This is a genomic window from Pseudomonas sp. RT6P73 (assembly GCF_054897715.1).
Genome location: NZ_JBUBUV010000002.1, coordinates 1,580,901 through 1,596,988 on the forward strand (window position 1 = coordinate 1,580,901; position 16,088 = coordinate 1,596,988).

A 16,088-nucleotide genomic window follows, 5' to 3' on the forward strand; every position below is an offset into this window, starting at 1 on the left:
GCTGTGTCACGCAGGGTGTGTCAACAACAGTATTCACCTTCTTTTAGGGGTTGTTTTGGATATTTTATGTACAGCTATGCTGTGGTGCCTGATGTACACCCGTAATGACACAGTGGTTTGCTTCGACATGACTTGCTGGCGCCGAGGGAATCTGTTGTGAATGTGCAACTGTTGCTGAGATGCACTGAATGATGGTGTGGTGGCATCTGTGGTGAGATCGACAAACCAGTTATGGTTAACGCTAACGCCCTGTAGCGGTAAGCACCGCCGGTTTGTGGTGAACCTCATTTAACGTCAGCTAGCCATAGTACGTTCGCTCCAGGTCAACCGTGTGCCATCATGGATAATGGTTTGAACTGCACGACAAGGAAAACGGGATGAATGGTTGGCAACGGTTGTGGGTGCTGGGCAGCGGGACTCTGGCAGTCGTTGTCATTGCATTCGGCGTGGACAGGATCAGTAGGGCAGATGATGTTCAGGACTACCACGATCAATTGATGGTGAGCTATCAGGCCAAGATCAAAGATTTACAACACCCCAACAATGATGCCGTTCCGGGAATACTTTATTCAGCACGAACAGACCACCTTCGCACTGTGGACGAGGTGAAGTCTGCCATTCGACACGCCGAGGATGGCTACAAAAATGAGTTGGCGAACTTACCGTGGAAACAGGCCGAGCAGGTTGCGCTGTTATTTGCGATTTGGTTGGGCTGCTGTCTAGCGGTATACGGAGCTGGCTTAATACTTCGCTGGGTGTATCGAGGGTTTCGCCCTAATAAGGTGTAACAACGTTCAACAACCTGTGACGACATTGCAATGGCGGTTGTGCAATGGTTTGTGATGGATGATCAACCGGCGTCGACTGACTCTGGGTTATTTTTCTGATTTCCACCAAATTGCATTCAACCCAAACGATATTGCAGATAAAGCTGCAACAGTGTTTAAACCAATAGTTCACTGAGTCCATAGAAAATCAGTGTTTGCGACCATGTTGGTCTTCCAATCGGAACTGAATGTGAGTAGTGATGGCCTGATACAATTCCTGATAACGACCACCTGTTTGATACCAGTGACAACTGTGTGTTGTACGAATGTTTAAGTTGTAAATATCTCAGCTACAAAAAAACCTGACACTGGTTAGGTATCAAGGGTTTGATGAGATGGTTGAAGTTGCTGGATTCGCCGTCAACGGTGGAAGGGGATGTCTGGTGTTTGGTTCCTCTTCCTGAATGATCACCAGTTGTATTTCTGTGTGTGACACACAGGAGGCTTGACACCTGATTGTCAATCAGTAGTATTCTTTAGAAGTTATTAACTCTACATACAAAGAGATGATAGCAGTGAGCGAATGCGAATGCTTTTAAAGAGGTGGAGTAGCGAAGCCCACCCGCTGTTGATCTTCTCCTGAGTTTACTCAGAATATATTCTCTGTCGGTACGACAGAATAGTTGTTCTTCAAGATCATGCTTTTTGTTTTGAGGGGTTTTATCCCCTCTCTTCTTTCCTGTCTCAGTAACACTTTGCCTCCGGTAAATACCGGAGAATATCCTATTCAAAGCTTACGCTTTGGACAAGAGGTTCACCCGTCCGTGCAGTGCACGTCGAGCTTCACTCTCTATATATAATAGGACTTTCTCGACCCCCTTGAATTTAAAGACTTGCAGGGCATTTCTTGCGTAATTTTTTAAAAAAAGTTACGTGAAGCTACGCGGCTATGGCGAGACATTCGTCCACACTGAAAGGGCGAAGAGCGCCCGTATGCAGGTATCCAGCGGAGTAATACCAATGCTTTATGTACTGCTTCTGCCTGAAATCGCCTCCCCGAAAAATCAGTCGAGGGTTGATCGTCAGCTTGATCTCACCACTGCGGATATCGCCTGTGCCTGTACGAGATGTGGAGACGCGCACCATATTGCTATCAATCAGGGGCTTCAGCTTTTTCATCAGATTTGACTCTACCGTTCCAAGCGATTTCGCCAAGTCAACTTGAGTCATGATGATCACGTTACGGTACAGAACCAGATCATGAAGTTTCGTCAAAATGCGCGTCATGGGAATCGTGATACGACAATCCGTCCCTGTTCGTCGCCATTCACCGTGGGCATGATCCTGGGCGTCGGTAAGGCAATGCAGCGTATGTGGTGGCAGCTTGCGGCGGTCTACAAGCTTCAGGAGCGCGCTCAGGTCATCAACACTACGGCAGGCGTTAAGCTCGTGCTGGTAGTCAATTCGTCCAGCGTATGCAGAAGACTTGTTGTCATAGCCGTAGATTTCGCCAGTGTCACGATTGATCACCAGTCCATCGATGTGGATAAGAGTTGTTGCGAGTAGTAGCGTATTGCTCATAGTGGTTCTCCTGTTCAGTTCATTTCAATAGGCGTTACCTCGGGTATTGCCAGTTGGTGTGGGTGAATCGCACGCGTAAAAATTCCACATGATGCACTGAGCCGGGATCGACTAATGATCACATCGAGGTGTTGCGCGTTCTGATTGAGCCAAGGGTTATACAGGAAAAACGACCACTCGTCAAGAAAAAGCTTGACAAGCAAGACTTCTCTAGAATTAATTTTTTTGATTTTTGCCATCAGTGGCAAATCTCAGCAACCCAAAAGCCCCGTACAGATTGGGTAATCTGCCGGGCCATCGTTGGATCGGTTGCATGAGGAAAGGTCTCAAAACGCGCTATGGAGATTCACAGGATGGTGTCGCCGCCGCTGGTGTAGTCGCCGTCGGCCACTGGATCACGTTTACCCTGTAATCAATCCGGGATCACAAGGTCCGCAAATGTCGCATCCACTTCTGCTTGAATCTCACGCAAGAGTTTGGCTTCCCTATCTTGCTCTTTCTTTTTCTCTTTCAAGGCAGCAGCCTGCAATAACTGTTCAGTAAGCTTCTGCTTGAAGCTTTCTCTTTCAGATTCCAACCATGCTACATATGACTGTTTAGTTTGAGCGTCGATGACTTCCAAATCAGCTTGGATTACGTTTTCCGGTTTTCGCATGAACGCATGGTATGACATTTGTGCAAAGGTGATTGGGAACTTATTGCTTAGTTCATAACCATGATTAGAAAGTTCGATAACTTTGGTTAAGAAGTCATATGGAAGCTCACCGAATACATGTGTGTGACTTTCACGACTGGTGTGGTATTCAGCATGACGTTCTGCTTGGTGTTGCTTTAGCTCTTGTTCATCATACTTAGGCGCTGTACCTGAGATGGTGATACGTTCATTTGTTTTGTTAGTCATTGTGCTGGTTCCTTTGCTTGTGGATGAGGGCTATCATTTTGTTTACTATGGTTTGTTTGTATTGTTCATCACTGATTGATGTGGTGGTGCTGATTGCATCACTATCAACCTTCTGTACAGTCTGTGCATGTTGGTTTGTTTGTTGTTGCATCTTGCGTCGTTCAAATGCCCTTGTGAGTCCACGACTGAAGTAGTCAAGACTGGCACTCATAGCAATTCATCCTGAGCTTGATGCAATGCAGATACACCGTACTCAGTTGTCAAATGGTCGATAATATCGGTGGTTCTGCGATATTCAACTTTGTCACCAGTAGCAATTGCTGACTGTTGCAAATGAATGTAATGCTTGGTTTGAATCACTGCTAGGTGACGCTCAAGCATTGGTGTTGTGAGTTCTTTCACGGTATTCATGTGTTGTTTTCCTTTGGTGGTTTGTTGGTGTTTAACTAAGCTGCGGTATGGTCAAAATCGCAATTTCAACCTACATAAATCAAGGCGCGCAGACGTGCAAAAGTGGCAACCTAGGGGGTAGCCCAGGGTGGCGGTTTATTGAGGGGGTATTAACGCACTACAGGAGGTGCTATCGATACTTGTTTAGGTATGCTGACGCAACCACAGTACCAGTAAGAAACAAGTCAGATAGATCATGTACGCCGGCGTTAGGATTTTGATGTATCCAATCACGAATGGTTGTCTCACGATCATCTGGTGATGGTGGTACGGGTACACACTCTTTACGAATGCGCGTGGTAACAAGCTGGACTTTACCAGCACGACCAGCGCTGATTCGCTCCATGAAGCTTGAACAACTATCCATCAGTTCACCAGCACTCACCTGCACACCTTTAACCAGAGCCTTCTTGTGAAGTTTGTAATAGTGATTGAGTACAATGATTGAGGCTTCAATGAAACTATGGTCATTATCTGTAGCTGGTGGTGTTGGGCTGGTTATCACCCTCCGAATGAGTTGTGAAGGTTTATGTACGACTATGAAGTTACTCATTGGTTTTCCTTTATTGTATGGTTGTATCCTCTGACTTTGGTGAAAGTATTTAGGATTAATGGGTGTTAGATGTTTGTTGCTTTTTTCTTCGCGTCACTGCGCCGGATGTTGTTGCTGGTCGTGCTAATCAAAACCTGTAGGCAGTGTTGATAATTTGTATGGCCCGCACGACGCATAAGTTCTTCCAGTTGGAATACAGCCTGTTCATTCAGAAAGACCTTCATTGCGAACACTCCAAAGTTTGAGCGATACGATCATGCAGGTATCGATCTACTGTTACGCCACGATCAGCAGCAGCTTTCATAAATAGTGCATAGTGTTCGAAGCTGGCCATAAGCTTGATGGGTATCATCTTGATATGTGATTGTCTCCAAAGTTTGTTTCGGCATTTGTTTGAGCAGGTTGTTGCATGACTTCGCTTTTTGATTAATTGAATGTTACACGCACGGCAGTGCTTCATAGGATTACCTCTGATAGTGGAAGATGATTAGGAAGTGTTAAAAGTGTTTGCAGCAGATAAAAATAAACCCATAACCGGTTAAGATTATGGGTTTATTAGAGCGTTCGGGATGTGGAGGATAACAAGCTTACGAGCTAGAGAAGGAAGGACAATAGATTGCAATACTCCGTAGTGCCGACAATTCAATAAAAAGTGATGCTATACAACTCCACATAAGAGCAATGGTATCATGAATGATTCTCATTTGTCAAGATGCGTCTCAACTAAAGTGACACTTTCTTCAACTGTATTCTTCAAAGTCAAAATTGAGGAGTTGGGTAGCGAAAGATGTCCCAGTGCATCGACCATTGCTTTGATCGGGATACGGCTGCCGTACACACCGAAGGTAACGGCAGAATCTTCGTGACCAGCTATACGCTTGATCAACGAATCTTGGACACCGGCGTCCCGAAGATCATCAATCATTGTGTGACGAAAGCTATGGAAGGTTTTCTTGGGATCGGTAATGCCCATTTTTATCCGATAACGACTAAACCATTTTGACGGTGCGTGCCCTAGTTTTCCACGTACAGGTTCCAGCTCTGGGAATAAACGATCTGAGTTTTGAGTACGCTGAATTTGCACATAATCGAGCAGTCCGAGCCGAATCAACGTGGGGTGGATTGGTAAGGTCCGGCGACTGCTGCTGTTTTTAAGTTTCTGGGATTCGTGACTATCGTCGATCCTAATACAGTCGATTCCCTGTAGCGTGATGAAATCAGCAACGTGCAACTGACAAATTTCTTCCAATCGCATTCCAGTCAAGCGACCGAGTAGTGGTAGCCAGTACCGCCATGGATGCTTGCAAGCCTCAGCCTTGAGCGCATCCAGATTGAGAAGGGTGCTCAGGTCATGTTGTTCAAAAGACAGTCGGGCTTCCTTAGCTGAGCCCGTCATCACCTTGAGTCCCATCAATGGATTCTCGGCAACGTAACCATTCGACTTGCACCAATTCATGAATGCCGAGAGCTTGCGTAGACGGTTGTTCACGGTCACGGCGGTGATGGTTTTGTACGTCCCGCCGAAGTCGATCACCTGCATCAACGTCTTGCCCTTGAACTGAGGCAACAGTGCAAAGTATTGAGGACAACGGCTGAGACGATCTTTCAACAGTCGAGCTTGGTGCACGTCGAACACAGAAGCCGGCATGTCGCCCATCAGCTCAAGCAAATCTCGTAATGAGCGTTCAACTTCGTGTGTGCTGACCTCTCGCCATGTACCGCCGCGTTTTCCCTCTTCTATATAGAGCTTGGACAGGGTAGACAAAGCCGGACCATCAGCGATTGATTTCGCAGGCTTGGCTATGGGGTGGTGTGGGCGATGCATTGAGGGTGGAGCAGGGCATTTATCTCGCCATTCGGAACACAGCTTACGCAGCGTCGGGATGTCTGTCAGGGGGTGTTCGGATAGGTGTCCAAGCACCTGCTGGGCAAGGGACGCAGCGACGAATAAGGCGCTCTGACGTTCGCGAATGTTCAAGCACATGCGCAAGGTGTGACGGTTCGGAAACAGGCGTTTGGGCAGTCGAAGGTTTAGGTAATAGACCGATTGGCGGCGGACGATATAGGTCATAAGTGGAACACCAGAGTGGAACAGCAAAGTGGAACAATGCTGACTGCACCTCTGATTTTCTGACTGCCGTGCAGCTAGTTTGCACGTTAGAAATTTGGCAACCTCAAAAGCCTGAAACCCTTACACCATATAGTCTGCAACGATTCCCGAGCATGCTTGCATGCGACCTAGGCATGATCCGGAAGGAAGCAGCCACAGCGGGAACATTGTGTGCCGGGGTGTGGCTGGTGGGGTTGCCTCCATAACGCACCGCGAATCCTCTTTCGCGTTATCTGTCTGAAAATATTTATTTGTCGTGCTGCCATGGGGCTTGTTCCAGGCGGTTTTTTGCCGTTTCCGATTTTCAGAATGAGCATAAGAAAGGAGGCCGATGTGTCATATCAGACACGTCGGCCTCCTTTTTCATTTCCGGCATTGTTCTTTATTTATGGCACTAAGGCTTGGACAAGGCCTGGTCAACCGCTGCAATCAGCTTTCCCAGATCCTTCGGGGTGGCTTTGTGAATGACGCCGAACAGATACGCCCGCTGTTCATCTTCATCGCCTGAATCCGCGAAAAAGGCTTTCAGCTTTACGTCCAGCACCTCGGCAAGCAGGAACAAGGCTTCAACGCTGGGGGTGTAGGTTCCGGTTTCAAAGCGGCTGATGGTTTTGGGGTCAAAACCGGTTTTTTCGCCGAGTTCAGCCTGAGTAAGCCCCGCGACCTTACGGTAGCGTCGGATGGCTGGACCCAAACTTGAAATTTGCATCGCTCAATTCCCATTTAGAATCAAGAACTTAACGATAGATTTTTGCATTAGACAACTGCATGATCCATCACCTTGCTTTGCAAAATGTGATGCGTTTCGTAGAATCGCCGCCAATAAGGGGTGTTTGGTGACCTGTTTCGAGAAAATGGGCGATGCGAAACCGCCAGCATTGCGCTCCCTTGGCAGCCTTGCACGAGGTTTTTGAGACTAGCCGATCTTCGGTTCCGCGAAGTCATCAAATGCGGGTCATGGAGTGAAAACGTGTTTGCGCAGTCCCACCGCTAGCGACAGCGAGCCTGATTCATGGATGAGAAATACCGCAGGGCCGTGGATGCCGCCGCCATTTTTTCCGAGACCGACCTGAGCGGCCGGATCACCCACGTCAACGATCAGTTCTGCGCCGTGTCCGGCTATAGCCGCGATGAGTTGCTCGGGCAGAACCATCGTCTCCTCAATTCCGGCGTGCACACCGCTGATTTCTTCGCAGGCATGTGGCGCACCATCGCGCTGGGCAACGTCTGGAAGGGCGATATTTGTAATCGCGCCAAGGACGGCAGCCTGTACTGGGTCGAAAGCACCATGGTGCCGGTAATCAATGACGCCACCGGACGGGTTGATCGCTACCTGTCGATTCGTTTCGACATCAGCGAAAAACGCCAGTTATTACATTCCCTGCAATGGCGGGTCGGGCATGACGTGTTGACCGGGCTGCCCAATCGCGCGTTCCTCTCGGACCTGCTGGACCAGGCGCTGGAATTCTCCCGGCAGGAAAACATTCCGCTCGCCGTCTGCATGCTCGACCTCGACGGGTTCAAAGCGGTCAACGACGGCTACGGCCACGCCAGTGGCGATCAATTGCTGGTGGAAGTGGCCAAGCGATTACGCCACATCGTGCGGGGCGAAGATGTGGTGGCGCGGTTGGCCGGCGACGAATTCGTGCTGGTGCTGCGTTACGTACGGGATCTGCCGGAATTGCGCGCGGCGCTGAACCGGGTGCTGGGGGCGATCTCGGCGCCGTACACCTTGCATGGCAAGGACATCAATGTGTTCGCCAGCATCGGCGTCACGCTGTTTCCCCTCGATAATGAAGATGCCGAAACCCTGCTGCGTCACGCCGATCAGGCCATGTACGTGGCCAAGCAGCGCGGTCGCAACCGATTCCATCTGTTCGACGTGTCCAGGGATCAGGAGGTCAAGGCCACTCACCAGACGGTCGAGCGAGTGCGTCAGGCGCTGGCCGCGGATGAGTTGCGTCTGCATTTCCAGCCCAAGGTCAACATGCGTCTTGGCGTGGTGGTCGGCTTCGAGGCGCTGTTGCGCTGGGAGCATCCGCAAAATGGCCTGGTGCCGGCCCGGGAGTTTCTGCCGCTGGTGGAAGAGACGGATCTGATCGTCGACATCGGCGAATGGGTGATCGATCAGGTGCTGACGCAGTTGCGCCAATGGCAGCAGGAGGGGCAGGGCTGGCCGATCAGCATTAATATCGCGGCACGGCATTTTCAGCGCGCAGATTTCGTCGACCGCCTCAGGCACGTCCTCGCCCGGCATGCCGACGTTGCGCCACAGATGCTCGACCTGGAGATCGTCGAGTCGGTGGCAATCGAAAATATCCAGCACGTCAGTGCCTGTCTGCAGGCCTGTCAGGAACTGGGGGTGCAGTTTTCACTGGGCGACTTTGGCACCGGCTATTCGTCGCTGAGCTACCTCAAACGCTTGCGCACGCAAACCATCAAGATCGATAAATCGTTTGTGCGCGATATTCTGGATGATCACGATGATCTGGCGCTGACCACGGCGGTGATCGGACTGGCCCGAGCGTTTGGCCGGCAGGTGATTGCCGAAGGGCTGCAAAGTGTCGAGCACGGGGAGCTGCTGTTGCGACTGGGGTGTGAAGTTGCCCAAGGCTATTTCATCGCCCGGCCGATGCCTCCCGCCGAAGTGCCCGAGTGGGTCGCGGGGTTTGTCGCGCCGCTGCAATGGCGAGTGCTGGATCAGGTTGGCTGAATTCTTGTGGTCACCGCTGGACCCTGTGGGAGTGAGCCTGCTCGCGAAGGCGGTGTGTCATTCAGCATTGATGTCGACTGATACACCGCTTTCGCGAGCAAGCCCGCTCCCACATGGGGCCAGTGTTGATCAGAAGATTTGTTTCCGGCACGCCGACCTCGGTCGCGAGGCTGAGCATCACGTCGAACAGGATGCCCTGGGTCACTTGCCCGCGCTCCAGCTGCACCATCGGCATCGCCCAACTGTCGGCACCACGAAACCTAGCGGCGCTTCGGCGGCGGCGACGTTCAGGCTTATCCACAGCAGTGCCCCCAAAGCAAAACGCATAAACACTCCGGTACGTCGCAAACCTGAGCCGATAAAAGCCCCACAAAGTGCATCTTAGCCAGATTAGACGAGCGCACCGGATGCAATTTTGGCCTTGCTCCGCTAGCATTAGCCGCTTCTGTTCCTTCGTTGCGACGGTTTTCGATGAGTTATCAGGTTCTTGCACGTAAATGGCGTCCGCGCTCGTTCCGCGAAATGGTCGGCCAGACCCATGTGCTCAAGGCTCTGATCAATGCCTTGGACAGCCAGCGGCTGCACCACGCGTACCTGTTCACCGGGACGCGCGGGGTCGGCAAGACCACCATCGCGCGCATCATCGCCAAATGCCTGAACTGTGAAACAGGTATCACTTCGACCCCCTGCGGCGAGTGTTCGGTGTGCCGCGAAATCGACGAGGGCCGCTTTGTCGACCTGATCGAGATCGACGCCGCGAGCCGGACCAAGGTCGAGGACACCCGCGAGCTGCTGGATAACGTGCAATACGCGCCGAGCCGCGGGCGCTTCAAGGTTTACCTGATCGACGAAGTGCACATGCTCTCCAGCCATTCCTTCAATGCGCTGTTGAAAACCCTCGAAGAGCCGCCGCCCTACGTCAAGTTCATCCTGGCGACGACCGATCCGCAGAAACTTCCTGCAACCATTCTGTCGCGATGCCTGCAGTTCTCCCTGAAGAACATGACGCCTGAGCGCGTGGTCGAGCATTTGACCCACGTGCTGGGCGTCGAGAACGTACCGTTCGAAGACGATGCACTGTGGCTGCTCGGCCGCGCCGCCGACGGCTCGATGCGTGACGCCATGAGCCTGACCGACCAGGCCATTGCCTTCGGTGAAGGCAAGGTCATGGCCGCCGACGTGCGGGCAATGCTCGGCACGCTCGATCACGGTCAGGTCTACGACGTTCTGCATTCGCTGATCGAAAGCGACGCCAAGGCCTTGCTCGAAGCCGTTCGCCATTTGGCAGAACAAGGCCCGGACTGGAACGGCGTGCTCTCGGAAATTCTCAACGTGCTGCACCGTGTCGCCATCGCCCAGGCGTTGCCTGAAGGCGTCGACAACGGTCAAGGCGACCGCGATCGGGTGCTGGCACTCGCCCACGCACTGCCGGCAGAAGATGTGCAGTTCTATTACCAGATGGGCCTTATCGGCCGCCGCGACTTGCCGCTGGCGCCAGACCCCCGTGGTGGCTTCGAAATGGTCTTGCTGCGGATGCTCGCGTTCCGACCGGCGGACACCGCGGACGCCCCGAGGCAACCGCTAAAGCCAGTGGGGATCAGCCAGGCCACAGTTGATTCCGCAAATTCAGTGGCTGCCGCGCCGGTTGCGGCGCCGGTAGTCGCTGCGGCAATTGCCCCCGTTGCCCCTGCGCCTGTGCCTGAACCCGTCGCTGCGGCAGTTCCTGCTCCAGAGCCTGAACCGGTTGCGCCCGTTGTCGTGGCCGAGCCTGTGGTTGAGCCTGTCGCGATCGAAGCAGTGGTCGACCTGCCGTGGAATGACCCAGTCGAGCCGGAGCCCGTCCAGAAACCCGCCGTCGAGCCAGTTCTGGAAACCGCCAGCGAACAACCCGATCTGCCGCCCATGCCGTTGCCGACGCCAGACAGCGTGGTGCCGGACGCGCCGGAGTGGGCCGCAGCGCCGATCCCGGAGCCGTCGGTGGCCGACGTCGACGCCGCCACGCCGGGCGTGGACCTGGATGACGAGCCGCCGCTGGACGAAGATTACATCGAGCCGGACATGGATTCGGCCTACAGCTACCTCGATGAACTGGCCAGCGAACACGCCGCCGAACCCGCGCCGGAACCCGAGCCTGAGCCGGCCGCCATGCCCGCCACCGGTCTGGCCTTGCAATGGCTGGAGCTGTTCCCGAAATTGCCGATCTCGGGCATGACCGGCAGCATCGCCGCCAACTGCACCCTGATCGCTGTCGATGGCGACAACTGGCTGTTGCACCTGGACCCGGCCCACAGCGCCTTGTTCAACGCGACCCAGCAACGTCGTCTCAACGATGCGTTGAACCAGTTTCACGGGCGTACGCTGACCCTGACCATGGAGCTGATCAAGCCTGAGCAGGAAACCCCGGCCCAGGCCGCGTCCCGGCGCCGCGTCAACCGTCAGCGCGAAGCGGAGGAGTCGATCCATGGTGATCCGTTCATCCAGCAAATGATGCAGCAGTTCGGTGCGGTGGTCCGTAACGATACTATTGAACCTGTCGAAGCTCTGGTCAGTCAGGGCTAATAACTGAAGGCGTTCGGCCCCAAGGGCCGGGCGCTGTTTAAATCCAAGTACTTTTGAGGTGATTACCATGATGAAAGGTGGCATGGCCGGCCTGATGAAGCAGGCGCAGCAGATGCAGGAAAAAATGGCCAAGATGCAGGAAGAACTGGCCAACGCCGAAGTCACCGGTAAAGCCGGCGGCGATATGGTCACCGTGGTGATGACCGGTCGTCACGACGTCAAGCGCGTGACCATCGACCCAAGCCTGGTTGAAGGCCTGAGCGAAGACGACAAAGAGATGCTGGAAGCGGTGTTCGCTGCCGCCGTCAACGACGCCGTGCGCAAGATCGAAGCCAACAGCCAGGACAAGATGGGCAACATGACCGCTGGCATGCAACTGCCACCGGGGATGAAGCTGCCGTTCTGATTCGCCAAAGCGCGTCGGATGAGCTACAAAAAAATGCCAGGCATCGCGCCTGGCATTTTTGTTTCTGCCTTTTGGAAGTGTAGCGCCAGTGAGGCAGCCTTCGCGGGCAAGCCTCGCTCCTACAGAGGCAACGGTGACCTGTGGGAGCGAGGCTTGCCCGCGAAGAAGTCACATCGGTAAAGCTGACGAAACATCGAACGCCACACCACCACAAAGGTCTGCTCCCCTATACCGCCGAATTCATCGATCACAGGAGACGCTCACATGCCAGACGCATTGACCCTCAACCAACGTATCGTCCTGGCGTCCCGGCCCACAGGCGCGCCGACGCCGGAGAATTTTCGCCTGGAACGGGAAGCACTGCCGGATCTGACTGACGGTGAGATCCTGCTCAAGACTCAATACCTGTCGCTGGACCCCTACATGCGTGGTCGCATGAGTGACGCGCCGTCCTACGCCGCGCCGGTAGAAATCGGCGAGGTGATGACCGGTGGCGCTGTCAGCCGCGTCGAGCGCTCGCTGAATCCGAAGTTCCACGAAGGCGACCTGGTGGTAGGCGCCACCGGCTGGCAGAGCCACAGCATCAGCGATGGCCGCAACATCATTCCGGTGCCGAGCGGTTTGCCGACCCCGTCAATGGCCCTGGGTGTGCTGGGCATGCCGGGCATGACCGCGTACATGGGCCTGATGGACATCGGCCAGCCCAACGCCGGCGAAACCCTGGTGGTCGCGGCCGCTTCGGGCGCGGTGGGTTCGGTGGTCGGCCAGGTGGCGAAGATCAAGGGCTTGCGCGTGGTTGGCGTGGCGGGCAGCGCGGAAAAATGCCGCTACGTGGTGGAGGAATTGGGATTTGATGCCTGCGTCGACCACAAGAGCCCGAACTTTGCCGAGGAACTGGCTCAGGCGTGCTCCGAGGGTATCGATATTTACTACGAGAACGTCGGCGGCAAGGTGTTCGACGCGGTGGTGCCGCTGCTCAATGCCAAGGCGCGGATTCCACTCTGTGGTCTCATCGCTGGCTACAACGCCCACGAAGCACCGACCGGTCCGGATCGCCTGCCGCAATTGCAGCGTACGTTGCTGACCAAGCGTGTACGAATCCAGGGCTTTATCGTGTTCGACGACTACGGTGATCGTCAGCCGGAGTTCGTCAGCGCCATGGCGCCGTGGGTGCGAGACGGCAAGGTCAAGTTCCGCGAAGACGTGGTCGATGGCCTTGAGAATGCCCCCGAAGCCTTCATCGGTCTGCTGGAAGGACGCAACTTTGGCAAACTGGTGGTTCGGGTCGCTCAGGACTGAGTAATTGACGCTAAACAGAGGCGCGGGTATAAACCGCGTCTCGTTGTTTTGTCGGACGTTTCCCCATGAGCTTCAGCCCTTTGATTCGCCAACTGATCGACGCCCTGCGAATTTTGCCGGGTGTCGGTCAGAAAACTGCCCAGCGCATGGCGCTGCAACTGCTTGAGCGTGATCGCAGCGGTGGTTTGCGACTGGCTTCGGCACTGAGCCAGGCCATGGAAGGGGTGGGCCATTGCCGGTTATGCCGCACGCTGACCGAAGACGACCTCTGCCCGCAATGTTCAGATACCCGCCGTGACGACACCTTGCTTTGCGTGGTGGAAGGTCCGATGGATGTGTACGCCGTGGAGCAGACCGGTTTCCGTGGTCGCTACTTTGTGCTCAAGGGCCATCTCTCGCCGCTCGACGGGCTGGGGCCGGAGGCCATTGGTATTCCGCAGCTGTTGGCGCGGATTGAAGAGGCGGGCACGTTCACTGAAGTGATTCTGGCCACCAACCCGACCGTGGAAGGTGAGGCGACGGCGCATTACATCGCGCAGTTGCTGAGCAATAAAGGTTTGATAGCTTCGCGTATCGCCCACGGTGTGCCGTTGGGGGGTGAGCTGGAACTGGTTGATGGCGGGACGTTGGCGCATTCGTTTGCGGGGCGTAAGCCGATAACCTTGTAGTGCTTGAACTGACGCCATCGCGGGCAAGCCCGCTCCCACAGTGTCCGGTGTTGATTAGAAATCTGTGATGACCCCAGTCCCTGTAGGAGCGAGGCTTGCCCGCGAAGGCCGCGCCTCGGTCCATCTGATTCACACAATTCTATTGAAAACCAAGCAAGCGCTCGGTTAACTTCGCTGAACCTTCAGTGGAGCTCGCCGATGCCTGCCTTTCAGGAATACTTCGATCCCAGCCACCAATTGGTCCGCGACAGCGTCAGACGTTTCGTCGAGCGTGAGATTCTTCCGGACATTGATCAGTGGGAAGAAGCTGAAAGCTTTCCCCGCGAGCTCTACCTCAAGGCCGGTGCGGCGGGGATTCTGGGGATTGGTTATCCCGAATCCCTCGGTGGCAGCCACGAAGGTGATCTGTTCGCTAAGGTCGCTGCCAGCGAAGAGCTGATGCGCTGTGGCTCCGGCGGTCTGGTGGCGGGCCTCGGTTCGCTGGACATCGGCCTGCCGCCGATTCTCAAGTGGGCCAGGCCTGAAGTCCGTGATCGTGTCGTGCCGCAAGTGCTGGCCGGCGAGAAGATCAGCGCCCTGGCCGTCACCGAACCGAGCGGCGGTTCCGATGTGGCCAACCTGCAAACCCGCGCTGTGCGTGACGGCGACTTTTACCGGGTCAGCGGCAGCAAAACCTTTATCACCAGTGGTATCCGCGCGGACTTCTACACCGTTGCGGTGCGCACGGGTGAACCAGGATTCGGTGGCATCAGTCTGCTGCTGGTCGAAAAGAGCACGCCCGGTTTCACCGTCGGCCGTCAGTTGAAGAAAATGGGCTGGTGGGCATCGGACACGGCCGAACTGTTCTTCGATGATTGTCGGGTGCCTGTGGGAAATCTGATCGGCGCCGAGAACATGGGATTTGCCTGCATCATGGGCAACTTCCAGAGCGAACGCCTGGCGTTGGCGCTGATGGCCAACATGACGGCGCAGCTGGCGCTGGAGGAAAGCCTGAAATGGGCGCGTCAGCGCGAAGCCTTTGGCAAACCCATCGGCAAGTTCCAGGTGCTTAAACACCGCCTCGCGGAAATGGCCACGGCGTTGGAGGTGTCACGGGAGTTCACTTACCGTCAAGCGGCGAAAATGGCGGCGGGGCAGAGCGTGATCAAGGAGATTTCCATGGCGAAGAATTTTGCGACCGACACGGCTGACCGGATTACGACGGATGCGGTGCAGATCCTCGGCGGCCTCGGTTACATGCGCGAGAGTCTGGTGGAGCGGCTGTATCGGGATAACCGAATTCTGTCGATCGGCGGTGGGACGCGGGAAGTGATGAACGAGATTATCAGTAAGCAAATGGGGCTTTGAGTCTTACGGTGTGTCGGCTTACGCCTTCGCGGGCAAGCCTCGCTCCTACGGTTTTCGGTCGAAGCCGAATATCCGACACGACCCTGATCGTGTAGGAGCGAGGCTTGCCCGCGATGGCGTCAGTGAGGGCGTTGCTTACTTCTCGCTCAACGCAAACTGCGTCAGGCAAAACGTAGCAATTCCCATATCGTTCAGCCGCTGCGACCCACCCAGCTCCGGCAGATCAATAATCGCCGCCGCTTCATGAACCCGCGCGCCCATGCGCCGAATCAGGTTCGCCGCGGCGATCAGCGTACCGCCGGTGGCGATCAAATCATCAAACATCACCACTGAATCGCCTTCGCACAGGCTGTCAGCGTGCACTTCGAGAAAGGCTTCGCCGTACTCGGTGGCATAACCCTCGGCCAGCACGTCGGCCGGCAGTTTGCCTTGCTTGCGAAACAGCACCAACGGCTTGTTCAACTGATACGCCAGCACCGAGCCGATCAGGAAGCCACGGGCATCCATCGCGCCGAAATGCGTGAAATCCGCCTCGACATAACGATGGGCGAAGCTGTCCATCACCAGGCGCAAGGCCGTAGGCGACTGGAACAACGGTGTGATGTCGCGAAAGATCACGCCGGGCTTGGGGAAGTCGATCACGGGGCGGATCAGGGATTTGATGTCAAAGGCGTCGAAGGCCATGGTCGAAGAATCCTGGCAGGCTGCAAACGTCGCAGTATAACGGCGGCTGA

At 54.8% G+C, this 16,088-nt stretch carries 16 protein-coding genes and 1 pseudogene; 7 read left to right on the plus strand and 10 right to left on the minus strand.

Features of this window, described 5'->3' with window-relative positions; all coding sequences use genetic code 11:
• Positions 1–377: 377 nt before the first annotated feature.
• Positions 378–788: a hypothetical protein gene (locus ACYZT6_RS07715; protein WP_462026364.1), complete on the plus strand. Its 411-nt coding sequence runs from the start codon at positions 378–380 to the stop codon at positions 786–788.
• A gap of 918 nt (positions 789–1,706) precedes the next feature.
• Here the strand turns inward: ACYZT6_RS07715 and ACYZT6_RS07720 are convergent.
• The 8 genes from ACYZT6_RS07720 to ACYZT6_RS07755 form a co-directional block, all read right to left on the minus strand.
• A complete protein-coding gene (locus ACYZT6_RS07720; protein ID WP_462026365.1) occupies positions 1,707–2,348 on the minus strand; it encodes a replication/maintenance protein RepL in 642 nt (213 codons plus the stop codon).
• Positions 2,349–2,760: 412 nt separating this feature from the next.
• The gene (locus tag ACYZT6_RS07725) at positions 2,761–3,249 is read right to left on the minus strand and encodes a hypothetical protein (protein ID WP_462026366.1); all 489 of its coding nucleotides are present in this window, start codon (positions 3,247–3,249) and stop codon (positions 2,761–2,763) included.
• Positions 3,242–3,460, minus strand: coding sequence for a hypothetical protein (locus ACYZT6_RS07730; protein WP_462026367.1), 219 nt, complete (start codon positions 3,458–3,460; stop codon positions 3,242–3,244). The genes ACYZT6_RS07725 and ACYZT6_RS07730 overlap by 8 nt, the downstream gene beginning before the upstream one ends.
• Positions 3,457–3,660: a hypothetical protein gene (locus ACYZT6_RS07735; protein WP_462026368.1), complete on the minus strand. Its 204-nt coding sequence runs from the start codon at positions 3,658–3,660 to the stop codon at positions 3,457–3,459. The genes ACYZT6_RS07730 and ACYZT6_RS07735 overlap by 4 nt, the downstream gene beginning before the upstream one ends.
• 169 nt (positions 3,661–3,829) lie before the next feature.
• Positions 3,830–4,252, minus strand: a complete 423-nt coding sequence (locus ACYZT6_RS07740; RefSeq protein WP_462026369.1) for a hypothetical protein — start codon at positions 4,250–4,252, stop codon at positions 3,830–3,832.
• Between the two features lie 65 nt (positions 4,253–4,317).
• Positions 4,318–4,476 carry a hypothetical protein gene (locus ACYZT6_RS07745; protein ID WP_462026370.1) on the minus strand — a complete coding sequence of 53 codons (159 nt, stop codon included), beginning with the start codon at positions 4,474–4,476 and terminating at the stop codon, positions 4,318–4,320.
• A 476-nt stretch (positions 4,477–4,952) separates the two neighbouring features.
• The gene (locus ACYZT6_RS07750) at positions 4,953–6,323 is read right to left on the minus strand and encodes a site-specific integrase (RefSeq protein ID WP_462026371.1); all 1,371 of its coding nucleotides are present in this window, start codon (positions 6,321–6,323) and stop codon (positions 4,953–4,955) included.
• Between the two features lie 433 nt (positions 6,324–6,756).
• Positions 6,757–7,071 (minus strand): helix-turn-helix domain-containing protein, encoded by a 315-nt coding sequence (locus ACYZT6_RS07755; RefSeq protein WP_462026372.1) that lies wholly within the window; start codon positions 7,069–7,071, stop codon positions 6,757–6,759.
• Positions 7,072–7,374: 303 nt separating this feature from the next.
• On the opposite strand from ACYZT6_RS07755, the gene ACYZT6_RS07760 reads away from it, so the two are divergent.
• Positions 7,375–9,075: a putative bifunctional diguanylate cyclase/phosphodiesterase gene (locus ACYZT6_RS07760; RefSeq protein ID WP_462026373.1), complete on the plus strand. Its 1,701-nt coding sequence runs from the start codon at positions 7,375–7,377 to the stop codon at positions 9,073–9,075.
• Positions 9,076–9,220: 145 nt separating this feature from the next.
• Here ACYZT6_RS07760 and ACYZT6_RS07765 read toward each other — a convergent pair.
• Positions 9,221–9,402 (minus strand): annotated as a pseudogene (locus ACYZT6_RS07765) (amino acid ABC transporter substrate-binding protein); the annotation flags it as partial.
• A 144-nt stretch (positions 9,403–9,546) separates the two neighbouring features.
• On the opposite strand from ACYZT6_RS07765, the gene dnaX reads away from it, so the two are divergent.
• The 5 genes from dnaX (at position 9,547) to ACYZT6_RS07790 (ending at position 15,354) form a co-directional block, all read left to right on the plus strand.
• Positions 9,547–11,634 (plus strand): DNA polymerase III subunit gamma/tau, encoded by a 2,088-nt coding sequence (gene dnaX, locus ACYZT6_RS07770; protein ID WP_462026374.1) that lies wholly within the window; start codon positions 9,547–9,549, stop codon positions 11,632–11,634.
• Positions 11,635–11,701: 67 nt separating this feature from the next.
• Complete coding sequence (locus tag ACYZT6_RS07775; protein ID WP_109628912.1) at positions 11,702–12,040, plus strand: YbaB/EbfC family nucleoid-associated protein; 339 nt, start codon at positions 11,702–11,704, stop codon at positions 12,038–12,040.
• A 264-nt stretch (positions 12,041–12,304) separates the two neighbouring features.
• Entirely contained in the window at positions 12,305–13,339 is a 1,035-nt protein-coding gene (locus ACYZT6_RS07780) for an NADP-dependent oxidoreductase (RefSeq protein ID WP_462026375.1), read from the plus strand.
• A gap of 65 nt (positions 13,340–13,404) precedes the next feature.
• Positions 13,405–14,007, plus strand: a complete 603-nt coding sequence (gene recR / locus ACYZT6_RS07785; protein WP_462026376.1) for a recombination mediator RecR — start codon at positions 13,405–13,407, stop codon at positions 14,005–14,007.
• Between the two features lie 198 nt (positions 14,008–14,205).
• Complete coding sequence (locus ACYZT6_RS07790; protein WP_462026377.1) at positions 14,206–15,354, plus strand: acyl-CoA dehydrogenase family protein; 1,149 nt, start codon at positions 14,206–14,208, stop codon at positions 15,352–15,354.
• A gap of 135 nt (positions 15,355–15,489) precedes the next feature.
• Here the strand turns inward: ACYZT6_RS07790 and ACYZT6_RS07795 are convergent, their stop codons facing one another.
• The gene (locus tag ACYZT6_RS07795) at positions 15,490–16,038 is read right to left on the minus strand and encodes an adenine phosphoribosyltransferase (RefSeq protein ID WP_462026378.1); all 549 of its coding nucleotides are present in this window, start codon (positions 16,036–16,038) and stop codon (positions 15,490–15,492) included.
• Positions 16,039–16,088 lie beyond the last annotated feature (50 nt).

Bases quoted from the DNA above. Each gene is read 5' to 3' on its own strand.
- ACYZT6_RS07795 (WP_462026378.1), bottom strand. From the start codon at position 16,038: ATGGCCTTCGACGCCTTTGACATCAAATCCCTGATCCGCCCCGTGATC.
- ACYZT6_RS07725 (WP_462026366.1), bottom strand. From the start codon at position 3,249: ATGACTAACAAAACAAATGAACGTATCACCATCTCAGGTACAGCGCCT.
- ACYZT6_RS07760 (WP_462026373.1), top strand. From the start codon at position 7,375: ATGGATGAGAAATACCGCAGGGCCGTGGATGCCGCCGCCATTTTTTCC.
- ACYZT6_RS07750 (WP_462026371.1), bottom strand. From the start codon at position 6,323: ATGACCTATATCGTCCGCCGCCAATCGGTCTATTACCTAAACCTTCGA.
- ACYZT6_RS07740 (WP_462026369.1), bottom strand. From the start codon at position 4,252: ATGAGTAACTTCATAGTCGTACATAAACCTTCACAACTCATTCGGAGG.
- recR (WP_462026376.1), top strand. From the start codon at position 13,405: ATGAGCTTCAGCCCTTTGATTCGCCAACTGATCGACGCCCTGCGAATT.
- ACYZT6_RS07745 (WP_462026370.1), bottom strand. From the start codon at position 4,476: ATGAAGGTCTTTCTGAATGAACAGGCTGTATTCCAACTGGAAGAACTT.
- ACYZT6_RS07790 (WP_462026377.1), top strand. From the start codon at position 14,206: ATGCCTGCCTTTCAGGAATACTTCGATCCCAGCCACCAATTGGTCCGC.
- ACYZT6_RS07720 (WP_462026365.1), bottom strand. From the start codon at position 2,348: ATGAGCAATACGCTACTACTCGCAACAACTCTTATCCACATCGATGGA.
- ACYZT6_RS07735 (WP_462026368.1), bottom strand. From the start codon at position 3,660: ATGAATACCGTGAAAGAACTCACAACACCAATGCTTGAGCGTCACCTA.
- dnaX (WP_462026374.1), top strand. From the start codon at position 9,547: ATGAGTTATCAGGTTCTTGCACGTAAATGGCGTCCGCGCTCGTTCCGC.
- ACYZT6_RS07730 (WP_462026367.1), bottom strand. From the start codon at position 3,460: ATGAGTGCCAGTCTTGACTACTTCAGTCGTGGACTCACAAGGGCATTT.
- ACYZT6_RS07755 (WP_462026372.1), bottom strand. From the start codon at position 7,071: ATGCAAATTTCAAGTTTGGGTCCAGCCATCCGACGCTACCGTAAGGTC.
- ACYZT6_RS07715 (WP_462026364.1), top strand. From the start codon at position 378: ATGAATGGTTGGCAACGGTTGTGGGTGCTGGGCAGCGGGACTCTGGCA.
- ACYZT6_RS07780 (WP_462026375.1), top strand. From the start codon at position 12,305: ATGCCAGACGCATTGACCCTCAACCAACGTATCGTCCTGGCGTCCCGG.
- ACYZT6_RS07775 (WP_109628912.1), top strand. From the start codon at position 11,702: ATGATGAAAGGTGGCATGGCCGGCCTGATGAAGCAGGCGCAGCAGATG.